The organism is Mycobacteroides immunogenum (genome assembly GCF_001605725.1).
Taxonomy (GTDB): Bacteria; Actinomycetota; Actinomycetes; order Mycobacteriales; family Mycobacteriaceae; genus Mycobacterium; species Mycobacterium immunogenum.
This window is the reverse complement of the sequence record NZ_CP011530.1, coordinates 4995008-5015370: the sequence shown is the minus strand read 5'-3', so window position 1 is coordinate 5015370 and position 20363 is coordinate 4995008. Positions and strand designations below refer to the sequence as shown.

Annotated in this window: 19 protein-coding genes; 6 read left to right on the top strand and 13 right to left on the bottom strand. The window is 60.9% G+C overall.

All coding sequences use genetic code 11. From position 1 onward, the window contains the following. Window positions 1–12: 12 nt before the first annotated feature. The 3 genes from ABG82_RS24805 to ABG82_RS24795 all read right to left on the bottom strand — a co-directional run bounded on the left by ABG82_RS24805 (window position 13) and on the right by ABG82_RS24795 (window position 2215). Window positions 13–1080 carry an NAD(P)-dependent alcohol dehydrogenase gene (locus ABG82_RS24805; protein WP_043076342.1) on the bottom strand — a complete coding sequence of 356 codons (1068 nt, stop codon included), beginning with the start codon at window positions 1078–1080 and terminating at the stop codon, window positions 13–15. After that, entirely contained in the window at window positions 1077–1544 is a 468-nt protein-coding gene (locus ABG82_RS24800) for a DUF4334 domain-containing protein (protein WP_043076343.1), read from the bottom strand. Before ABG82_RS24800 ends, ABG82_RS24805 begins: the two co-directional genes overlap by 4 nt. Before the next feature lie 74 nt (window positions 1545–1618). After that, window positions 1619–2215: a LysE/ArgO family amino acid transporter gene (locus tag ABG82_RS24795; protein WP_078343985.1), complete on the bottom strand. Its 597-nt coding sequence runs from the start codon at window positions 2213–2215 to the stop codon at window positions 1619–1621. Between the two features lie 77 nt (window positions 2216–2292). On the opposite strand from ABG82_RS24795, the gene ABG82_RS24790 reads away from it, so the two are divergent. Continuing rightward, the gene (locus ABG82_RS24790) at window positions 2293–3192 is read left to right on the top strand and encodes a LysR family transcriptional regulator ArgP (protein ID WP_276049475.1); all 900 of its coding nucleotides are present in this window, start codon (window positions 2293–2295) and stop codon (window positions 3190–3192) included. Window positions 3193–3210: 18 nt separating this feature from the next. Here the strand turns inward: ABG82_RS24790 and ABG82_RS24785 are convergent, their stop codons facing one another. The 7 genes from ABG82_RS24785 to ABG82_RS24750 all read right to left on the bottom strand — a co-directional run bounded on the left by ABG82_RS24785 (window position 3211) and on the right by ABG82_RS24750 (window position 11272). Next, entirely contained in the window at window positions 3211–4182 is a 972-nt protein-coding gene (locus tag ABG82_RS24785; protein WP_043076345.1) for a Dyp-type peroxidase, read from the bottom strand. A 158-nt stretch (window positions 4183–4340) separates the two neighbouring features. After that, the gene (locus ABG82_RS24780; RefSeq protein ID WP_043076346.1) at window positions 4341–6077 is read right to left on the bottom strand and encodes a GMC family oxidoreductase; all 1737 of its coding nucleotides are present in this window, start codon (window positions 6075–6077) and stop codon (window positions 4341–4343) included. Between the two features lie 264 nt (window positions 6078–6341). Then, entirely contained in the window at window positions 6342–7796 is a 1455-nt protein-coding gene (locus tag ABG82_RS24775; protein WP_043076347.1) for a catalase, read from the bottom strand. A 74-nt stretch (window positions 7797–7870) separates the two neighbouring features. Next, window positions 7871–9025 (bottom strand): NAD-dependent formate dehydrogenase, encoded by a 1155-nt coding sequence (locus tag ABG82_RS24770; RefSeq protein ID WP_043076348.1) that lies wholly within the window; start codon window positions 9023–9025, stop codon window positions 7871–7873. 186 nt (window positions 9026–9211) lie between these two features. Then, window positions 9212–9676 (bottom strand): hypothetical protein, encoded by a 465-nt coding sequence (locus ABG82_RS24765; RefSeq protein ID WP_234714670.1) that lies wholly within the window; start codon window positions 9674–9676, stop codon window positions 9212–9214. Window positions 9677–9830: 154 nt separating this feature from the next. Continuing rightward, window positions 9831–10031, bottom strand: coding sequence for a hypothetical protein (locus ABG82_RS24755; protein ID WP_234707979.1), 201 nt, complete (start codon window positions 10029–10031; stop codon window positions 9831–9833). A 302-nt stretch (window positions 10032–10333) separates the two neighbouring features. After that, the gene (locus ABG82_RS24750; RefSeq protein ID WP_043076408.1) at window positions 10334–11272 is read right to left on the bottom strand and encodes a LysR family transcriptional regulator; all 939 of its coding nucleotides are present in this window, start codon (window positions 11270–11272) and stop codon (window positions 10334–10336) included. Between the two features lie 424 nt (window positions 11273–11696). Between ABG82_RS24750 and ABG82_RS24740 the strand changes: the two genes are divergently transcribed. Further along, window positions 11697–12926, top strand: coding sequence for a PucR family transcriptional regulator (locus tag ABG82_RS24740; RefSeq protein ID WP_234707974.1), 1230 nt, complete (start codon window positions 11697–11699; stop codon window positions 12924–12926). A 715-nt stretch (window positions 12927–13641) separates the two neighbouring features. On the opposite strand, the gene ABG82_RS28375 is transcribed toward ABG82_RS24740, so the two are convergent. From ABG82_RS28375 to ABG82_RS24725, 3 genes are all read right to left on the bottom strand, one after another. After that, entirely contained in the window at window positions 13642–13893 is a 252-nt protein-coding gene (locus ABG82_RS28375) for a hypothetical protein (protein ID WP_043076350.1), read from the bottom strand. 50 nt (window positions 13894–13943) lie between these two features. Next, window positions 13944–14210 carry a hypothetical protein gene (locus ABG82_RS28370; protein WP_155772778.1) on the bottom strand — a complete coding sequence of 89 codons (267 nt, stop codon included), beginning with the start codon at window positions 14208–14210 and terminating at the stop codon, window positions 13944–13946. Window positions 14211–14400: 190 nt separating this feature from the next. Next, window positions 14401–15159, bottom strand: coding sequence for an IclR family transcriptional regulator (locus ABG82_RS24725; protein WP_043076352.1), 759 nt, complete (start codon window positions 15157–15159; stop codon window positions 14401–14403). A gap of 153 nt (window positions 15160–15312) precedes the next feature. Between ABG82_RS24725 and ABG82_RS24720 the strand changes: the two genes are divergently transcribed. The 4 genes from ABG82_RS24720 (at window position 15313) to ABG82_RS24705 (ending at window position 20266) form a co-directional block, all read left to right on the top strand. Next, window positions 15313–15804 (top strand): MaoC family dehydratase, encoded by a 492-nt coding sequence (locus ABG82_RS24720; protein ID WP_043076410.1) that lies wholly within the window; start codon window positions 15313–15315, stop codon window positions 15802–15804. After that, window positions 15801–16628: an HpcH/HpaI aldolase/citrate lyase family protein gene (locus ABG82_RS24715; RefSeq protein ID WP_043076353.1), complete on the top strand. Its 828-nt coding sequence runs from the start codon at window positions 15801–15803 to the stop codon at window positions 16626–16628. Before ABG82_RS24720 ends, ABG82_RS24715 begins: the two co-directional genes overlap by 4 nt. 124 nt (window positions 16629–16752) lie before the next feature. Beyond that, entirely contained in the window at window positions 16753–18393 is a 1641-nt protein-coding gene (locus ABG82_RS24710) for an AMP-binding protein (protein WP_043076354.1), read from the top strand. Beyond that, entirely contained in the window at window positions 18383–20266 is a 1884-nt protein-coding gene (locus ABG82_RS24705) for an AMP-binding protein (protein ID WP_043076355.1), read from the top strand. The genes ABG82_RS24710 and ABG82_RS24705 overlap by 11 nt, the downstream gene beginning before the upstream one ends. Window positions 20267–20363: the final 97 nt, after the last annotated feature.

The window sequence follows — 20363 nt, the reverse complement described above, 5'->3', positions numbered from 1 at the left end:
CCCTCATCGCGCTCACCAGAGCAGCACCGGTTTGATCGCGACGCCCGATCGCGCGTCGGTGACTGCCTGCTCGATCTCGGCGGCCGGATAGGTTCTGATCAGCGATTCGATGGGAAAGCGGCCCTGCGCGTGCATTCGCAGCAGTTCCGGGATGAACTCCTGCGGGTTCGCGTCTCCCTCGATGCACCCCCGGATCACCTTGCCGCCCAGCATTACATCGTTCAGGTCGATGGGGCCGGGCGATGCGCCCAGTCCCACCAGAACCAGGATTCCGCGCGGGCGCAGCAGCCCGAGTGCGGATGCGATGACCCCGGCGTTCGCGGTGGTGTCCAGGGCATGGGTGGCCCCGCGCGCCGCCGCGCTCACGTCCTCGGTCTTCGGGTCAACCGTCTGCGTTGCCCCCAGTTCGGTGGCCTTCTCGCGACGTGAGGCGACCGGGTCCACGGCGATGATGGTCTGGACGCCCAGCGCGCGAGCGGCCATGACGGCAGCCAGGCCGACTCCGCCCGCACCGAAGACGACCAGTCGCGAATCAGGCTCCGGTAAGAGGACATTGAGCACCGCGCCGGCGCCCGTCTGGAACCCACAGCCCAGCGGTGCGGCCACGGTGAGGTCAACGGAGGAGTCGACGACGACGGTGTTGTCCGCGCTGGTCAGCGCGTACTGGGCGAAGCTGGATTGCCCGAAGAAGGACCCGTAGACGGGAGTCCCATTGGCGGATAACGTCGGTGAGCCGTCGGCGCGTACGCCCGCGGAATTGAGCCGCAGCGAGCGTGAACAGTAGGCCCGCTGGCCCGCGGCACACGACCGGCAGCTGCCGCAGCTGCGATAACTGAGCACCACATGATCGCCGGGCGTGATGCCGTTCACCGCGCTACCGACCGCCTCGACGATCCCGGCACCCTCGTGACCGAGCACGGCAGGAATCGGGATCTGCGACTTGAAGGTCAGATCGGTATGGCACAGCCCGGTGGCGTGGATCTTGACCAGCACCTCGTCTGGTCTGGGGGCATCGAGCTCGAGTTCCTGCAGGGTGAAGGGATCTTTGGGTGAAGGGCTCAGCGCCGCAGTGATTTTCACCGATCTCGCTCGAGTAGGAAGTACAGGTAGCTGTCGCTTTCGCGTTGGCGCTTGCCGTTCATGATGCCCATCAGGGTGTCGGCGTCCACCCACTTGAAATGGTCGAAGATGGGCTGCCCGTTGTACACCATGGTCGCGGTGACCTCGCCGCGGAATTCGATCTGCCACAGGGTTGCGCCGCCGAGGCTCAGTTCGTTGTTGGAGAACAGCTTTCCGTCATCGTCGTAGCAGACGATGGGCTCGACATCGTTGACCGACGTGAAGATCTTGCCGTACCAGCGCGCGGCGGCCAGTTGGCCGTTCATCTTGTGTCCGGTGTGGAACTCGTCGCCTCTCCAGTTGCCCAGCATGTCCTCACTGTGGACGGTGTCCAGGGCTGCCCAGACTTCGTCGAGGTCGGCCGGGCTGACATCCCGCTGACCGCGAAGTTCTGCGAATCGAGTGCGTGCTTTCTCGGCGTCCATGATTCCTCCCAAGTCAGTTGGTTCGGAAAGGACGCTAACACCGGACCAAATGGTTCGGCAAGGGTGAACTTGGGCTAGCTGACCAGTAACGAGACGCCGAGCGCGAGCATGATCACCGCTATTCCGGCATCGAGCACCCGCCAGGTTCCCGGGCGCTGAAACACCCCGGCCAGGTATCGCGCGCCGTAGCCGAGACAGACAAACCAGGTGACGCTGGCGGCCAGGGCGCCCGCCCCGAATAGCCAGCGGGCGTCGCGATGGGCGTTGGCCAGCGAGCCCAACAGCACCACGGTGTCGAGGTAGACGTGCGGGTTCAGAAAGGTAATGGCCAACGCGGTCAACAACACTGCGCCGAGCCGTGCCGGATTGGATTCCGCCGGTATCAGCGTGCCGGGACGCAGAGCGCGGCGGGCGGCCATCAACCCGTAGCCGATCAGAAAGGCCGCACCGCCCAGCTTGGTCACCGTGAGCAGGCTCGGCGTGGCGGCGATCAGCCCACCGAGTCCGCCGATTCCCGCCGCGATGAGCAGGAAGTCGCCGGTGATGCACACGGCGATCACCGGCAGCACGTGCTCACTGCGGATGCCTTGGCGCAGTACGAACGCATTTTGGGCGCCGATGGCGGCAATCAGGGACATTCCGGTGAGAAAGCCGAGGAAGAGGACGGTCACCACGACGACGTTAGGGTGACACAAGGGTTCAGTACAGCTAATGATCCTTAGTCTGCATTAGAATTTCTAATGTGAGTCTGGACTCGCAGCGACTCGCTGCCTTGAGAACACGACTGGATAGCGGCCAACTGGCGGCCCTGGCCGCCGTCATCGAGTTCGGCAGTTTCGATACTGCTGCCAGCGAGCTCAAGTTGACGCCGTCTGCGGTGAGTCAGCGAATCAAGGCGCTTGAGCAACACGTAGGTCAGATCTTGGTTGTTCGTGAAAAGCCTTGTAAAGCAACAGCTGCTGGTATTCCACTGGTGCGTTTGGCGGCGCAGACGGCGATGCTGGAGTCCGAGGCATTATCCGAAGCGGGGGTCGAAATCTCGACAGAAAGGCGAGTGGCAATTGCCGTGAACGCAGATTCCATGGCGACGTGGTTTCCCACGGTGCTCAGTGCTGGGCTCGATGTCTTGTTCGACATTCGCATTGAGGACCAGGATCTTTCGTCGCGGTTGCTGCGTGAGGGTGTGGTGATGGGAGCGGTGACGACCGAGCGAGTGGCGGTGCCGGGGTGCCGAGTGCGCCGCCTCGGCGCAATGCGCTACATACCGGTGGCGTCCCCCGCATATTTTGCGCGCTACCTGGCAGGTGGGTTCACCGCAGCTGCCGTGGCGGCAGCGCCGTCACTCGCCTGGAGTCGTGACGATGGGCTCCAGGACCAACTCGTGCACAAGGCCTTTCGCCGTACCGTCGCCAGAAGAATTCACTACGTACCTTCGACCGAGGGATTCGCGACTGCGGTGAGTTCTGGGCTGGGCTGGGGTATGTATCCGGACCTGCTCGCTGAGCACGCTTTGGCCACGGGTGAGTTCGTCCGTGCAGCCGATATGTACCTCGACGTACCGTTGTTCTGGCAGTCCTGGAAGCTGGACAGCACAGTGGCCCGCAGCGTTTCGGATGCTGTAGTGGCAGCGGCTCAGGCGCTGGTGTAGCGATCGTTGATTCTCGTCCTACCGCGCGGCCTGGGCCGTTGGGGTAGATACCGCTGCCGGTAGCGGCGGTGGGTTGTCGATGAATTCTGCTGTAGGGCAAAAGAACATAGATCCCGTGACGGGCCTTGAAAAGTCAAGGATGCGGTCTGTGTTACCTGGTGGGTCACCCAGAAACATGTTCCGAAGCATCCGCTCGGTGATGGCGGGAGTGCGTGAGTACCCGATGAAGTAGGTGCCGTATTCACTCGTACCGACGGCTCCGAAGGGCATGTTGTGTCGAATGATTTTGAGTTCGTTGCCGTTGTCGTCGGTGATCGCGTTCAGCGCGATGTGGGCGTTGGGGGGTTTTGCGTCGTCGTCCATCTCGATGTTGTCCAGCTTGCTGCGCCCGATCGCACATTCTTGTTCTGCCACTGGCAGGGAGTTCCAGGAACTCATGTCGTGAACGTACTTTTGAACATGGACATAGCACGAACCGGCGAAGTCGGGATCTTCGTCGCCAATGGAGGTAGCGCTTAATGCCACTGCTCCGCTGGGGTTCTCGGTTCCGTCAACAAATCCAATCAGGTCCCGGTTGTCGAAGAACCGGAAGCCATGCACCTCATCAACAATGGTCACGGCGCCGCTCATTGACTGGACGATGCGATCCGCCAACTCGAAACATACGTCCAGCGACTCCGCACGGATATGGAACAAAAGGTCTCCCGGAGTCGATGGCGCGGTGTGGCGGGGGCCTTCCAGTGCGATGAACGGGTGTAGTTCGGCGGGGCGTGGGCCCGAGAACAGTCGGTCCCACGCGTCCGAACCGATCGCGGTGATCACGGAAAGATGTTTACTTGGGTCGCGAAATCCGACGGAACGCGTCAGACCGGAGAATTCCGAAAGTGCCTTGTGCACTGCGGCTTCGCCGCCATGACGGACTGTGGCCACCAGGAAGATCGCGGCGGGAGTAAGTGGGGCGACAATGGATTGCGGCGCAGCGATGGCCATGGTTATCGGACTCTCTCTTGACGTTGGATTTGTGTCGCGGCCCCGGCATACGGCGGAGCTGGGCCACACGTCATCTGCGTGAGATAGCGTGGCCCAGCTCCGGAGTACCTCAAGCGCCGTGCACCTAGACGGCTATGAATGCGCTGCTGGGCTGGTCACTACTTGTAGAGATCTGCGTGATCAGCCTTGATCAGGTCGGCGCCCTTCTCTCCGACCATGTAGACGGTGTTTTGGATACGGCAGTCAGGAATGATCGGGAAGACGGACGCATCGATGACGCGAAGCTTGTTCACCCCATGGACTTTCAGCTTGGGATCCACGACGCCCTGGTCGATGTTCTTGGACAACCGGTTGGTGCCGCACGGGTGGTACGAGGTCTGGACACGGTCCTGAATAGACGCTTGCATCAGCTCGTCGGATTCAAGAGGCATTTCCCAGGGGTACTGGTCGATGACGATGTCTTTGAAGCCGTCGCCCTTGGTCAAGATGTCGTAGGCGAACCTGACGCCTTCGCGCAGACCAATGATGTCGAGCTCGTTGGACAGGTAGTTCAGCTTGATGTTGGGTTGTTCAAGCGGATCAACGCTGTTGAGCGTCACGTTCCCGCCCTCGTAGGTCGGGCGGACGATATCGACCATCACGGTGACGTGGTCGCCCTCCGGTGGGGTCGGGTACTGCCACTGGAACGCACTTCCGAATGCGGGGACGAAATCGAGTTCGAAGTGCGGCTGTCCCTCGGGCGAGAAGGGGTCGACCCCACCATTGGCGGCCTTGGCCTCCCGATAAATCGGGTCCTTCTCCAGGTAGGAGTCGATGCGGGGGAAGCCAATCATCTCGAGGAAGCCCGAACCGAGCGGTCCCGAATGATCCTTCTGATAGGCGGCGATGGCTGCGTCCTTCTTGGGTCCATCGCGGAGCAGAGTGCTGTCCAGGGCGTATCCCTCCTTGATGCGGAGCACGAACGGGACGCCGGGGTGGTCGAGCAGGTGCTGGCCGACGTGCCGAGAATCGACGATCACCGGGATTCCATGTTTGGCCAGCTCTTTGGCCGGGCCAATGCCGCTGAGCATCAACAGCTTGGGGCTTTCGAAAACGCCCTGGGAGAGAATGACTTCCCGGGTGGCGTAAAAGTCATGCTCGTTGCCGAGTCCGTCGATGATTGTCACGCCCTTGGCCGTACGGGTGGCGTAGTCGATGATGAGGCGTTTGGAGCGCACCTCCGAGAGGATCGTGATGTTCGGCTTGCCCTTTACGAAGAGGTAACTGCCCGAGCGCACACCTTTGTAGATGCTGTTGACCGCGTGGGTAAGGCCGTTCATCTCGCCGTCGAAGATGTTGTCGGTAAGCGGCAAGCCCCGGGACGTCCAGGCCTGCGTGACCACGTCGCGGAAAGCCTTCAGTTCGGGAATCAGGTTGTGAGAAATGGGGAGAGGACCGTCAACGCCGATCTTGTGCAGGTCGGAAGGGAACGTTCCGTCGTCGTCGTGATATGTGGCGCTTTTGCGTAGGTAAGGAAGGAGAGGCTCCCAGGTCCATTCCTGGCCGCCATACTCGGCCCACCGATCGTAGGTCGGTTTGCAACCGGGGATCCAGCTGAAGTAGTTACCGGCGGAGCTACCACCGAGAGCCCTACCGCGAGTGCAGTTCTTGTCGGTGCGCCGCCAGACGCCGCGGTCCACGAACGTGGCGCTGTAGTCCCAGTCATTCTCGGTGTGGCGGATGTCCATCGCCAGCCCCGGGGTGCTGACCAACTCAACATCCCAGGGATTTCCGACGCCGGCTTCGACAATGAGGACTCTGACATTGGGGTTTTCGGCGAGTCGACTGGCGACGACATTGCCTGCCGTTCCACCGCCAACAACAATGAAGTCAAAGTGAGATCGATCGTAGGCCATGAGTTCCTCCTCTAAAGGTTGCGTGTAGCAGGGCCCGGGTCGTTCAACACCACCGGCCTCACGCGTGCGGCATCCCGACCCTCAAATTAGTTTTGTGCCAACAAAATTCGATGTCTATGGAGCACGCTCTGAGATAGTTGGAACCGTCTTGGCGTCCCGTACAACGGAATTCGGATAGGTCTGATAGCAGCCCATTTCGACGCTGAGCCGAATGCTAGGCGCATCCAGCTCAGCGTCGATCTACTGCCTGGGTTGGGGATGTTCCTACGTATTTGTCGCGGCGCGGACGCCGCGCTCGATCTTGTCGCCGGTGGCAGTATCGATGTTTCTCCAGTACTCGAAAACTCGGGAAAGGACCGGCTCTTTCACGCCATCGCTCACGTGTAAAACCACGTTGTGCACCAGGCGTTCCCGCTCTTCATCATTCATCACGTTCAGGAGTAGGTCTCGAGCCTGGCCCCAGTCGTCATCGTCGGGGCGCAGTGTCTGCGCAGCGCGCACCATGTGGCCATCGGCGGCCCAACGAACTTCGGCGGCCCGAGCGGGATCCGCCTGTGGTCCGCCGACGGAGTTGGGTACGTACACCGGATCGGTGCGGTTGTAGAAACGCATAGCGCCGTCCTTGGTGTAACTGCGAACCTCGACCTTTGGGGCATTGACCGGGATTTGATTGTGGTTGACTCCAACACGGTGCCGATGAGCGTCGGCATAGGCAAAGCTGCGCCCTAGCAGGAGCCTGTCCGGGCTCAGGCCGATTCCCGGCACCAGGCTGGCCGGCGTGAACGTTGCTTGCTCCACCTCGGTGTGGTGATCGGTGATGTTGCGGTCCAACGTCAGCGTGCCGACGTCGATCAGCGGGTAGTCGGCATGCGGCCACACCTTGGTTACATCAAATGGGTTGATACGGTAGGTCTTTGCGTCTTCGAACGGCATGATCTGGACCTTTAGCGACCAGCTCGGGTGTTCGCCCCGCGCGATGGCTTCGTGAAGGTCTCGCATGTTGCAGTCGGGGTCGGTGCCGGCCAGGCGATCGGCTTCCTCCTGCGTCAGGCTTTCCACGCCTTGGTCGGACTTGAAGTGGTACTTGACCCAAACTATCTCTCCGGCATCATTGACCCAGCTGAATGTGTGTAAGCCATAGCCATTCATGTGGCGAAATGTCTTGGGAATTCCTCGATCTCCCATTACCAATGTCACCAGGTGGGCGGATTCGGGGGACAACGTCCAAAAATCCCAGACCATGTTGTGATCATGGCAGTCGTTGTCGGCGCGACGCTTGGAAGCGCGGATCAGGTTGGGAAATTTGATCGCATCTCTGATGAAGAACATGGGAACGTTGTTGCCGACGATGTCGTAGTTGCCTTCGGAGGTATAGAACTTGACCGAAAATCCGCGGGTGTCGCGCAGCGTATCGGCGCTGCCGCGCTCGCTGGCATTGCCGGCTACCCGGACGAATGCCTCGGTGGTAGTGCCGGGCTGAAACACTGCCGCTCGGGTGTAGGCGCTGACATCATTGGTCACTTCGAAGCGGCCAAAGGCGCCGGCACCCTTGGCATGCGGCTGACGTTCGGCAACCCGTTCCCGGTTGAAGTCGGCGAGCGCCTCGATGAGGTAGAAGTCCTGCATCAACACCGGTCCGTCGGGTCCCAATGTCAAGGACAACTCATCGCTGGGAATCGGCCGACCGGCTCCAGTGGTGGTGAAGTTGTTGCTTGTCATATCGATATCTCCTCAGTATTTAAGTGCTTCTGGGCAATTGGGCTGACGTACATTTGCGGATAGGGCTTGTGCAGCTATTGCTGGTAGGACACCGCACCGGTCCCGGCGAACCTCCCGCCCTCCACGATCAAGTACTCCGAGCGGATGGGTCTACCGGCAAACCAGTCTTCGAGGATCTCCCTGGTTCCTGCGGCGTACCGCGCCTGCGCCGAGAGAGAGGTGCCCGAAACATGCGGAGTCATAGCGTTGTTGGGCATCGTCCGCCACGGATGATCCGGTGACGGGGGCTGTGGGTACCACACATCTCCGGCGTAGCCCGCAAGATGGCCGCTCTCGAGCGCCGCGACAATGGCTTTCTGGTCGGTTTCCTGAGCGCGGGCGGTATTGACGATGTATGAGCCCCTACGCATCGACTTGAGCAGCTTGTCGTTGAACATGTGGTGGGTCTGGGCGATCAGGGGCGAATGGATGGAAGCCACGTCCACTGAGGCTGCCAATGACTCCACGTCGGGGTGGTAGGTCACACCCAGGTCGCTTTCTACCTCCGCGGGCAGGCGATGAACATCGAAATAGTGCAGGCGGACACCGAATGGCCTCAACCGTTCCAGCACCGCGCGACCGATACGCCCAGCGGCGATCACCCCGACGTCCATGCCTTCGATGTCATATGCGCGCGCAACGCAATCGGCGATGTTCCACCCGCCCGTTGCGGCCCACCGGTGGGCAGGTACAAAGTTCCTTACCAACGCCAGAATCTGCATGACCGTGTGTTCGGCGACGCTGATGCTGTTGCTGTATGTTTCCTCGGCCACGGTGACACCGCGCGCTCGAGCTTCGTCCAGATCAACATGGTCCGATCCGATACCGGCAGTCAAAGCCAGCTTGAGCTTGGGTGCCCTGGCAAAACGATCTTTGGTGAGATACGCGGGCCAAAATGGTTGTGAAATAACGATATCCGCATCGGATAGATGATGTTCGAACTCCGAGTGAGGCCCTTCTTTGTCGGCTGTCACTACCAACTCATGCCCGCCGTCCGCAAAGAACTTTCGAAGTCCAAGTGCCCCGGAGACGCACCCCAGTAGCTCGCCAGGTCTGAAGTCGATCACGCTCGGGCTCGGGAGAGAGCTGCCGTCTGGGTAGCATTCGATCACCGGAATACTCTCGCGAGCATATTTCGGCGGATACCCATCGAGTGGATCCGGATACAGCACCATCACACATTTGGCCATAGGGGAATTCCTCCAGCGTCCACAATGAGCAGAGCAAGCGCCGCCTGGCTTGTGAAGCAAAGGCAGGTGGCCCGCTCTACTGAATCAGCCTTCTATGCAATAGGTTTCGGTGTCTATGGAGCAGCTTCCGAGATTGAGTGGACTGTGTTTGGTGAGCAATACAACGGTGCGACGTTGTGCCCTCGGCTAGAGCGGAAAGTACGGCGCAAAGATGTCGGCGTAGTAGTTGGCCGCAGACAAGCAGTCACCGTGCGGTCTGAAGCTCTCCCCATGCGGGCTTACGCGGGCAACCATCTGAACGCCGAACCGGCCGGTGGTCGCCGCGACATCAATTTCGCATGACTCCACGTCAGTCGCGCCGCTGTCAAGGATGGTGAACGCGATCGCTCGTCTGCCGCGCACCGTGAGGCCATTTGCGTCACTGATGCTGATTTCGGGGTGCCCGAACTTTTCATTGGAAACAACGATCCCGATGACGTGTCGTCGATCGACAGACCGGTGGAAGCAGATCCTTATCTCGTCCCCAGCAGCGGCCGAATGCGCAGCATTTCCCGCAACCATGGGATTGATGTCTTGCTTCGCAAACACGTCTGCTGGTATGGACTCGCAGGGATCTATGACGAGAAAAGGCCTGCCTGACGAGTTCGTCACGACCGGAGACATTTTGGGCCGGCCTTCGATCGGAGCCGTGCAGCCTGATATCGACACTGCGGTCACCAGGCCGGCGGTCGCGGCAATTATGTTGCGAGCACTTAACATCCCGTCTCCATGAGATCTGCAGAAGGTTGACGATGCGCGCTCGACGTCATCTGCCAGGAATGCCGATGACCTGCCACGGTGCTTCCGGCTCCTGTTCTTGCGGCATCATCGCCGGATCCGGTTGTGATTTGAGCTCGGCGTCATCTTCCACGGAGGCTGTACCAGGCTCGGGTGCCTGGCACATCGCAGGATCCGCACAGGGCGCCGCGCTCACAAAAGGTGCCGGCAAGATAGGAGCCAAGCCCATTGCGATCCAGGCCAATGCAGTAATTGTCGCGCGTTCAGTCAAATCTGCCATGATGGTGAAACTCCTTTAGCGCCGCATGTGGCAAGCAGTGGAAGTAGTATCTCAACGCCTTGCTGATACATCGTTGGGACAGCAATGGTTCGGTATACCTGGCGTGATTTCGGCAGTTAATTCTGCTTCCCGATCATGATAACGATCCAGAAAGTGGATGGCGATAGCAATTCAATCGTTTGTATTTATCGACATGATCGGAAAAAACGATAGATAAACGTATGGGCAGACGCGGCCACGGAAGCCCCCCGTCACGGATTGAAGACGTTTCCAAGCCGTTTCGCGAAGAAATCGTCAAGGGCAAGGTGTTTCGCGCTTTCGGCGAAAGCCTGGGCGATCGCCGGCACGTGTCCGCTTGATTTGGTGGCGACCGCAATCGGTGTTTTCACAACGGGATCGACCAACTCCAGGGCGCGAAGTTCCGCGTTGATGAGGGTGGTCCATAGCCAGTTGTGTGGCACGATGCAGGCTCTATCGCCGCTGGCTGCCTGGGCCAACAACGTGCTCACGGAGTCTGTTTCGACCTTCGGGCTCACGGTGATTCCGACGCCGGCGAATGCGGCGTCGATAATCTGGCGGACTCGCATGTCGTTCGTGAGTAGCGCTAAGGGGAGCCGCGCGGCGTCGGCCCACCGCAAGGTCGAGGCGGTTGCACTGGTTGTCGGCAACAGCGCAGCCGGAGAAATTATCGCGTAGCGCTCCTCATACAGCGGGGTGAAGTCCAAACCCTGTGTCTTGTCCTGCATTACGGGCAGGATCGCGGCATCGAGCTCGAAATCGTTGAGAGACTGGTACAACTCGGACGTTGCCAGCTGGGACCGTACTCGTACCTTCGCCATCGGGTGCTGCGAGCAGAACGCGGACAGTACCAGCGATGATGTGGTCGACGCCGTCGGAATCGTGCCCAGACGAAGAGTTCCCGCTATCCCGGATCGCATCGCGGAAAATTCTGCTTTCAGCGCCGCGTGTTCGCGAAGCATCTGCTTGGCCCACGTGAGCAACCGCTCTCCCTCTGGCGTGAGGCCAACAAAGCTATGGCCGCGCTCGATGAGCTTGACATCCAGTTCACGTTCCAGCTTGGCGATCGAGGCAGAGAGCGTCGGTTGAGAGACGTGACACTTCTGTGCTGCGCGACCGAAGTGCCGTTCTTCGGCGACTGAGATGAAGTATTCCAGCTGCCGGAACAGCACTGGCCCCTCCTTACGCATCATGCCCTTCCGGTCTGCTGTGCAAACAGGCCGAGATAGCGGATAAGTCTTGCACATTCATCAGGTCGAGAAGCACCCGTCTGGCTGCCTGAAATTGGCTCAGCCGATTGCCAAATTTGGGAACGCGACCGTTGCGGCGCGGATGCGCGGGATCGATCGTTGGACAGCGTATCTGACCGCGGGCACGCCCTTATCGACGATAGGTTTTTTCGATTGTGTTGATTGAAAACACGAATACTCTTCTCCAGGTGCGCCTTTCATGGGGAAATCGTGTATCAAAAGAGGGTGGTGTGTACAAAACAAGCCGGTGGCTCGCCAATGGCATTCACCAAGTCGGATCTCGTCAAAGCCAATTCGCGCGCTCAGAGAGTGCTGGCCGCCGCGGATTTTCTGCCGAACGAGTCAGATGAATTTCCCAGGGACTAACACCTGGTACAGCACGGACGAGGCCGTTGGCCGGCTTCGCCCGAGGAGCGGCGTTGGTGCGTTGCAGGTATCGCGCCGCGCTACCGCGGACGAAGTTGTATCGCTGTTGCTCAGCGATCAAGTTGCGCTTGCTCAACGGGTCCGCACCGCAGTGCAGGCTGAGATCCCGGTGTATCGGGAGATGGCATCGGAGACCCTGGATCTCGAGATCACTCGTGAGCTGGAGCCAGTGTTGCGATGTGACGGAGATACGCGGGCACTGACTGTCGACGAGCAGGCGACCCTCGGCGCGGTGGGGGAAGCGCGCGCGAGGCAGGGTGTGCCTGTTGGTGACCTGCTTCGCGCGTGGCGTCTCGGCATTGAAACATTGGTCGCGCATGCCCGCTGCTTAGGTAAAGATCGGGGTATCGCCGAGGGACAGGTGCTGGAGTTCGTCCAGTCAGTTCTGGCGCGGTCCGATCTGGTCATAACGACGATCACGGATGCTCACCGGCGAGCCGATCGCCTCGAGGCCCGAAGGGAAGACGACGGCCACGCGGACTTTGTTCGGGGTGCGTTGTTGGGCACGATCTCTCGTGCCGAATTACGAATTCAAGCCGAGATCTATGGGCTTGATCCGGCTGCCGACTATGTCGCGGTGCGCGCCCGTCGTCTCGGGGCAAACCTGACTCAGCGCGAGCTCGAGCGGACGCTGGGATTGGGCGAGTTGACTTCGGGTCGCTGCGGGCTGTGTGCGCTGGTCAATGGCAATGCCGCGGGCTTCCTGAGTCAGTTGCCCCCGAGGGATATCGAGGGAATCGTTGGGTATGGTCCGCCCAGACCGCTGGATCATCTTGCGGAATCATATCGATCAGCCGCACGTGCTTTGGTGACAGCCGAGGCTTGTGGACTGCAGGGGGCCTATGACATCGCGGCGCTGGGCCTGCGCTCCACCGTCGCGTTGGACCTCGAAGTAGGCGAGTTGCTCCGGCGACGTTACCTTGACCCGCTTTCGTTGGCGAGCTCTGCCGGTGAACTCATTGCGACGCTGCGCGCCTACTTGGCGTGTGGGCTCCATGTGGAGCGCACGGCGACAAGGCTCTTCGTGCACCAGAACACTGTGCGCTATCGGATCGCCCGTTTTGAAGAACTGACTGGGACGAGCCTGGGTGATACCGAGGTGCTACTTGAAGTGTGGTGGGCTCTTGAGTTGTCAGCGATGCACTTGTAGCGGACAGGCCGGACCGCGACCGAAGTACGGCCTGTCTGCATGTGGGTGGTGTTACACGGGTACGCGCTACCGCGCCATGGTGTGTGGAGGGTTCTCTAATTGGTCCTGATTGACGCATGCGCCAAGCGCGTTGATAGCCACACACGTATTTGTATTGCCGTCTTCGGAGGTTTTCGGTACGCAATTTCCGACGGTGTTTACCTTTTCGCAGGAGGCGTGTAAATTCGCACTGACCTCGGTGTTTCCGCTGGAAGTGTGAACAGAAAGCCCAATTACCACGGCCAGCGGTACCGATAGAGTGGTCAATGCAATACGTGCTACACGTCGAATGATCGACATTTCGATTCGCCTCTTCTCATGTTTCTAATAAGAAGCGTAGTCCGAAATCTGTGGCACGACACCCATGTCTCAATCGAATTAATTGATTGGCTAATATGCGCTGATTATCGTTGAAATGAATAACTCGGCGAATCTGCCAACTCGGCGGTGTCCTCGTGCTCTACGAGGCCCTCGGTGGCGAGCGACTTCAGCAGGCGACACACTCGTAGCAGACGGGCCGGATCCGCCACCGAAGTACGGCATGCCAACCAAACATGCGTGGCCCCAGCTCAGATGACTGAACTGGGGCCACGCATGTCTGCATGTGGGTGGAGCTACGACGTGATCATCGGTAGGCCGGAAACTGCTGTGCCGGTTGCCGTCTACCGGACTGTTTCTAAACCTCGTCGTTGTCGGACGTTAGAACTGTGTCTCCCTGCGGTGAGGCCGGCGCAGGACCGTTGTCTGAATCGGTGTCTTCGGGGCCGCTGATATCGGCATCAGGGCCTGGATCAGTGCCGGGATCGGCCGCCGCATGCGCCAGGTACGTCGATGCGCCGCCGGTTGGCGTGGTCTCGTTCAGAAAGATCCCCGAGCAGATTGCACCGGCAACAACGGCGCAACCAACAACAGTGCCGATACGGTACATATGTAATACCTTTCTTCGTTGTCTCATCAATGTCGTTGAACGGGTACGCGCTACCGCGCCATGGTGTGTGGGGGATCCTCTACTTGTTCCTGATTCTCGCAGGAGCCCAGCGCATTGATCTCCGCACAGCCACTTCTATTGTTATCTTCATCGGGTGTTTTGGATACGCAATCGCCCACGGCGCTGACCTCTTGGCAGGTGATGCGAATATCGGCGCTGACCTGGGCGATTCCGTGGGAAGTTTGACTGGTCAGCCCTAACACCGCAAGCATCGACGCTGCATATACGAATCGCCCCTTATGTTGAGGATTCGGCATAGTATCGGCCTCCTTTCATGACTAATTGCGAGTGTAGTCTGAAATTGCGGATATCACACTCGGTGTTCCAATCGAATTAATCTACTAACTCAATTTGTTTTGTCTATCAATGGCATGCGAAATTCGCCACTGATAGACGATGTGTTTCATGGCGGCGGACGATCCAAGGCGCGCCCCCGCGCCGCGCCGGTTAACGCCGGACGGTGCGGCTGAGTCGGTGTGCGTGCCGTAGTAGCAGTTGTCCGAGCACCGGCCGGCGTTCTGCGTTGAACCGGGCTTCGATTCCGGTCAAAGTCAGTGCGCCGATCGGGTTTTGGTTCGTGTCGAATACCGCGGCAGCCATGCCCCAGGAGCCTTCCACTACCTGGCCGGGATTGACGGCCCAACCGGTCTCTCGGGTCAGGGCGATGCGCTTCCAGACTTCATCGGTACGAAAGCCATTGCCCCACTGCGACGGAAGGTCTGCTCGCTCCAGGTACGCATGTATCGCCTCGTCAGGTAGATAGGCCAGCACCGCCATGCCCGACGAGACCACCCCGAGTGGAAAACGCGCGCCCTCGTACAGCACGTGCGATCGGATCGGGAAGTCGCCATCCTCGCCGAGTAGGACGACGGTGTGATCGCCCCGGCGCATAGAGAAGAACGCGCTCTCGCTGGTTTCCCGGGCCAGCGACGCCACGTCGGCGGCCGCCTTCTCGGTGATGTTGTATCGGGGCGCTGATGCGGCCCCCAATACGTAGATCTCTGGCCCCAGGAACCACTGGCCCGAGCGTGCGTCGCGCTCAACCAGTCCCTCGGTGGCGAGCGACTCCAGCAGGCGATGCGCGGTGGCTCGCGGAATATCGGTGCGGCGGGCGAGTTCTGTGGTGCTCACTCCTGTTCCGGTGTCCGCGGAAACCGCGCGCAAGAGCGCCGCGGTGCGGTGTACCACGCCGGGAGCCTCAGTCACCGGCCCTACGATACGCGTCCACTGAATGGACGTTTGCCTCGCAGAGTGCTCACCCGGCGGGAGTTTTGTGCATCATCCTTGCCCTGTATTGGGCTTTCATCCAAGGTAGCGATGCACCGTTAAGTGGACGCCCGAGTGGGCATGGAGGTGGTTGTGGGCGAGAGACGAACCGTCGAGCAGCGTGGCCTATGGTTCGAGGAGTTCGAGACCGATGTGCTGTATCTGCACCGGCCCGGACGCACCATTACCGAGGCCGACAACGTGCTGTTCACCACGTTGACCATGAATACCCAGGCATTACATCTCGACGCCGCGTTCTCGGACGCGCTACCGCCGTTCAATCAGCGTCTGGTCAATTCGATGTTCACCCTCTCGACCTTGGTGGGGCTGTCGGTCGCACAGCTGACGCAGGGCACCATCGTCGGCAATCTGGGATTCGGCGAGATCGCCTTCCCCAAGCCGCTGTTCCACGGAGACACCCTGTATGCGGAGTCCGAGGTGATTGACAAGCGCGAGTCCAAGAGCAGGCCGGGCGAGGGCATCGTCAGCTTTGCGCACACCGGGAGGAACCAGCACGGTGATGTGGTGGTCACCGCGTCGCGTAAGACCATGGTGCGCAAGCGTCCCTCGGAGGAGTCGGCATGACCGTCGCCGATGCGGGCCCTGGCTGGCTATTTTGCCCGGCTGATCGTCCAGAGCGATTCGAAAAGGCCGCTGCGGCAGCCGATGTGGTCATACTAGATCTTGAAGACGGGGTCGCTGCGGCGGATCGGGCGGCGGCGCGCGATGCGTTGATCAATACGCCGCTGGATCCCGGCCGGACGGTGGTTCGGCTCAACCCGGCATCCACCGCGGATCACTCGCTCGACCTGGCGGCCGTCGCGAAGACCGGATACACCACGGTGATGCTGGCGAAGAGCGAGCACGCCGACCAGGTAGCCAAGCTGGCCCCGCTGGACGTAGTGGTGCTGGTGGAGACCCCGATGGGCGCGCTCAATATCGTCGAACTGGCGCGTCCCGAGAACGTCGTCGCGGCGATGTGGGGAGCGGAAGACCTGTTCGCCGCCACATGGGGCACCAATAACCGGTGGCCCGACGGCAGCTACCGCGATGTGGCGCAGCATGTTCGCTCGCAAACTCTGTTAGCGGCCAAGGCATTCGGGCGACTTGCACTGGATTCGGTATACCTCGATATCAAGGGCCTCGACGGTCTGCGTGCCGAGGCGGATGACGCCGTGGCCGTAGGGTTTGACGCCAAGGTGGCCATCCACCCCACCCAGGTGAACGTCATCCGCGCGGCATACAAGCCGGCCGAGAAACAGGTGTGCTGGGCGCGTGGGGTGCTCGAGCTGGCGAGCCGGGAGCGGGGTGTCTTTCAGTTCGAGGGTGCGATGGTGGATGCTCCCGTGCTACGCCGCGCGGAACGAATCATCCAGCTGAACGCCTTGACCAGCGGGCGCCCCGGGTGAGAAATGTTCGGTTACCGCGCAGTGGAATTCACGGTACGTGCGCTGCCGAATCACTAGAGTTTTCCGTGATCCGTCCCGCTCATCGGTGTCCGGGACGCAGTAATGCAGGTGGTGAAACGAGACGATGAAGTCCTATGACTCCGGGTCGACGGTGCCCCCGATCATCGAGGAGACGATCGGGGAAAATTTCGAGCGGATAGCCCGGACCCACCCCGATGTCGACGCCCTGATCGATGTCTCGGGTGAGCGCCGATGGACATACCGCGAGCTCGACGCCGAGATCAATCGCGTTGCGCGCGGCCTCATGTCGTTGGGTGTTGTGGCGGGCGACCGGGTGGGAATCTGGGCGCCGAACTGCGCCGAATGGGTACTGGTGCAGTACGCCACGGCGAAGATCGGTGCGATACTTGTCAACATCAATCCGGCGTACCGGACCCATGAGCTGGCCTATGCGCTAAACCAGTCGGGTGTTCGCACGCTGATTTGTGCCACCGTATACAAGTCGTCCGATTACGTGACAATGGTGAGCCAGGTGCGTGCGGATGCTCCTGGCTTGCGGGATGTTGTGTTCATCGGCACCTCCGACTGGGCGCGCTTACTGGAATCAGCCGAAGAGGTTTCCGGCGCCGCGCTGCGCGCGAGGATGTCGCAGCTGTCCAACACCGATCCCATCAACATCCAATACACCTCGGGAACAACGGGTTATCCGAAGGGTGCGACGCTCTCGCACCGCAACGTGCTCAACAACGGCTACTTTGTGGCGGAGTCCCTGCACCTCGAAGCGGGCGATCGGTTATGCATCCCGGTGCCCTTCTACCACTGCTTCGGGATGGTCATGGGCAATCTCGGATGCACCACACACGGTGCCACCATCGTGATGCCGGCGCCGGGATTCGATCCCGCGCGCACCCTCGAGGCCATTGAACGTGAGCGGTGCGTCGGGGTGTACGGGGTGCCGACCATGTTCATCGCTATGCTCGCGGACCCCGATTTCGCGGGGCGCGACCTATCCTCGCTGCGGACGGGCATCATGGCGGGTTCGGTGTGCCCCGTGGAAGTGATGAGACGGTGCATCGACGAGATGCACATGGCGGGAGTCTCCATCGCGTACGGCATGACGGAGACCTCGCCGGTCTCCTGCCAGACGCTTTTCGACGACGATCTGGATCGGCGCACCGCGACTGTGGGACGTGTGCATCCACATATCGAAATCAAGATCGTCGACCCCGATACCGGAGAGACGGTGCCGCGCGGTCAATCCGGTGAGCTGTGTACGCGTGGCTACTCGGTGATGCTCGGCTACTGGAACGATGAGGAGCACACCCGCGAAGTACTCGGCACCGACGGCTGGATGCATACCGGCGACCTGGCGGTGATGCGAGAAGACGGCTACTGCACCATCGTTGGGCGCATCAAGGACTTGGTGATACGCGGTGGCGAGAACATCTATCCGCGGGAGATCGAGGAGTTCCTGCTCACCCATCCGGACATCGAGGACGTCCATGTTGTTGGGGTGCCCGACGAGAAGTACGGCGAGGAGTTGTGTGCCTGGGTGCGGATGAGGTCGGGCCGCGTGGTGCTCGACGCTGTTGCCGTTCGCACTTTCGCCTCGGGGCGGCTCGCCCACTACAAGATTCCACGTTATGTGCATGTCGTCGACAGCTTCCCGATGACTGTGACAGGAAAGGTGCGCAAGATCGACATGCGGGTGCAGGCCATGGAACTTCTGGGATTACGAGAGCCGGACCGGACGCATGGGCGGTAGCACCTACGAACGATTCGTCGAGCATGTGTCGCACCGGCATGCGGTGCCACGCGACCGCTACGACGATGTGTGGCGTTGGTCGGTTGAGTCTGTTCCTCAGTTTTGGCGTGCACTGTGGGAGTTCTTCGAGGTGCCCGGCCGGGGGTTGCGCAACGGTGATGAGGGCGTGCTGGCCAATGCGGTGATGCCTGGGGCGCAATGGTTTCCCGGCGTTGAGCTCAACTACGTGGCTCAGATACTGCGCCATGTGGACCGCGATGGCGTCGCGATCGTCGGCGTGGACGAGGCGGGGGAGCGCACCGAGATCGGCTGGCGGGAACTGGCCGGCCGGATCGGCGCCGTGGCTGGGGAGTTGCGCCGTCTCGGGGTGGGGCGTGGCGACTGTGTGGCCGCCTACCTACCGGATGTGCCCGACGCGATGGTGGCCTTCCTGGCCACCGCAGCTGTCGGCGCGGTGTGGGCGGGATGTGGCCAGGACTACGCCCCCGAGGGTGCCGCCGCGCGGCTGGCGCAGCTCAAGCCCAAGGTGCTCGTTTCCGGCCCCGGATACCAATACAACGGCCGCTGGGTCGACAAGAGCGCGGACACCGCTGAACTGCACCGCCTGCTGCCCGGAGATCCTGCGCTTATCGTTGAGTTACCCACGGGTAGTGCGGATCCCGTCGTGGAAATGGTGCCGTTCGATCATCCGATCTGGGTCCTGTTCAGCTCCGGCACCACGGGGAAGCCCAAGGGGATCGTGCACGGTCACGGTGGCATGCTGCTGGAGCATCTTAAGGGCGCGGGGCTGCACTGTGATCTGGGGCCGGGCGACGTGTTCTTCTGGCAGACGGCGCTGTCGTGGATGATGTGGAATTTTCGTCTGGCCGGGCTTCTCGTGGGGTCGACGGTGGTCTGTTACAGCGGACATCCGCTGTACCCCAATGCGGATCGACTGTGGGAGCTACTGGCAGCCGAGCGGGTCACCTACTTTGGTACCAGTCCCGGGCACCTGCAGGCGAGTAAGAAGGCAGGTTTGGAGCCGTCGTCCGGGCATGACCTGCGCGCGCTGAAAACCTTGGGCAGCAGCGGGTCTCCGCTGTCTTCCGACCTGTTCGAGTGGGCAGGAAGGTATGTCGGAGTCGCGGTATCGTCCCTGTCGGGAGGCACCGACGTCTGCACGGCCTTCGCCGGCGGTACTCCGGGAGTACCCGCACGCCCCGGTGAACTGCCTGCTCGCTACCTGGGGGTGGACCTGCGCAGCTGGTCGCCCGATCGCCGGTCGCTCATCGGGGAGGTGGGCGAAATGGTGATCCTGCAGCCGATGCCGTGCATGCCTGTCCGATTCTGGGACGATTCCGACGGATCGCGTTATCGGGCCGCCTATTTCGAGCACGAATGGTCCGATGGCCGCGCACCAGGAGTCTGGCGGCACGGCGACTGGGTGACCGTCACCGAACGGGGATCGCTGGTGATCCACGGGCGCAGCGATGCCACGTTGAATCGCAACGGAATCCGGATGGGCTCGGCGGACATCTACGAGGTCGTCGAATCGATGGAGCAGATCGCCGAGGGATTCGTGCTCGGTGTCGATGGCCCAGACGGTGCGTACTGGATGCCGCTGTTCGTCACCATGGCGCCGGGGCACACTTTCGATGAGGATCTGGGGGCCCGCATCGCGCGGGAGATCCGCGCCCGTCTATCGCCCCGTCATGTTCCCGATGAGGTGATCGAGGCGCCCGGGATTCCGCACACCCGGACTGGTAAGAAGCTTGAGGTCCCCATCTGTGGGGTGTTGGCCGGGCGTGCCGACGTGTCACTGGATCCGCGGTCGATCGACAATCCGGACCTTATTGACTGGTACCGCGAGCGGGGCCGGGAACACCGCTGGTAGCGATACCCGACAGATCTTGCGGGGCTGCTAACTTCGACCTAGTATACCAATCGGTATACTTCTGCTTGATGGGTTGATTGTCTTGTACGGCAGCGTC

Excerpts from the sequence above, each read along its gene's own strand:
- ABG82_RS24800 (WP_043076343.1), bottom strand. The coding sequence starts at position 1,544 with ATGGACGCCGAGAAAGCACGCACTCGATTCGCAGAACTTCGCGGTCAG.
- ABG82_RS24785 (WP_043076345.1), bottom strand. The coding sequence starts at position 4,182 with ATGGCCATCGCTGCGCCGCAATCCATTGTCGCCCCACTTACTCCCGCC.
- ABG82_RS24780 (WP_043076346.1), bottom strand. The coding sequence starts at position 6,077 with ATGGCCTACGATCGATCTCACTTTGACTTCATTGTTGTTGGCGGTGGA.
- ABG82_RS24775 (WP_043076347.1), bottom strand. The coding sequence starts at position 7,796 with ATGACAAGCAACAACTTCACCACCACTGGAGCCGGTCGGCCGATTCCC.
- ABG82_RS24770 (WP_043076348.1), bottom strand. The coding sequence starts at position 9,025 with ATGGCCAAATGTGTGATGGTGCTGTATCCGGATCCACTCGATGGGTAT.
- ABG82_RS24755 (WP_234707979.1), bottom strand. The coding sequence starts at position 10,031 with ATGGGCTTGGCTCCTATCTTGCCGGCACCTTTTGTGAGCGCGGCGCCC.
- ABG82_RS24740 (WP_234707974.1), top strand. The coding sequence starts at position 11,697 with ATGAATTTCCCAGGGACTAACACCTGGTACAGCACGGACGAGGCCGTT.
- ABG82_RS28375 (WP_043076350.1), bottom strand. The coding sequence starts at position 13,893 with ATGTACCGTATCGGCACTGTTGTTGGTTGCGCCGTTGTTGCCGGTGCA.
- ABG82_RS28370 (WP_155772778.1), bottom strand. The coding sequence starts at position 14,210 with ATGCCGAATCCTCAACATAAGGGGCGATTCGTATATGCAGCGTCGATG.
- ABG82_RS24715 (WP_043076353.1), top strand. The coding sequence starts at position 15,801 with ATGACCGTCGCCGATGCGGGCCCTGGCTGGCTATTTTGCCCGGCTGAT.
- ABG82_RS24710 (WP_043076354.1), top strand. The coding sequence starts at position 16,753 with ATGAAGTCCTATGACTCCGGGTCGACGGTGCCCCCGATCATCGAGGAG.
- ABG82_RS24705 (WP_043076355.1), top strand. The coding sequence starts at position 18,383 with ATGGGCGGTAGCACCTACGAACGATTCGTCGAGCATGTGTCGCACCGG.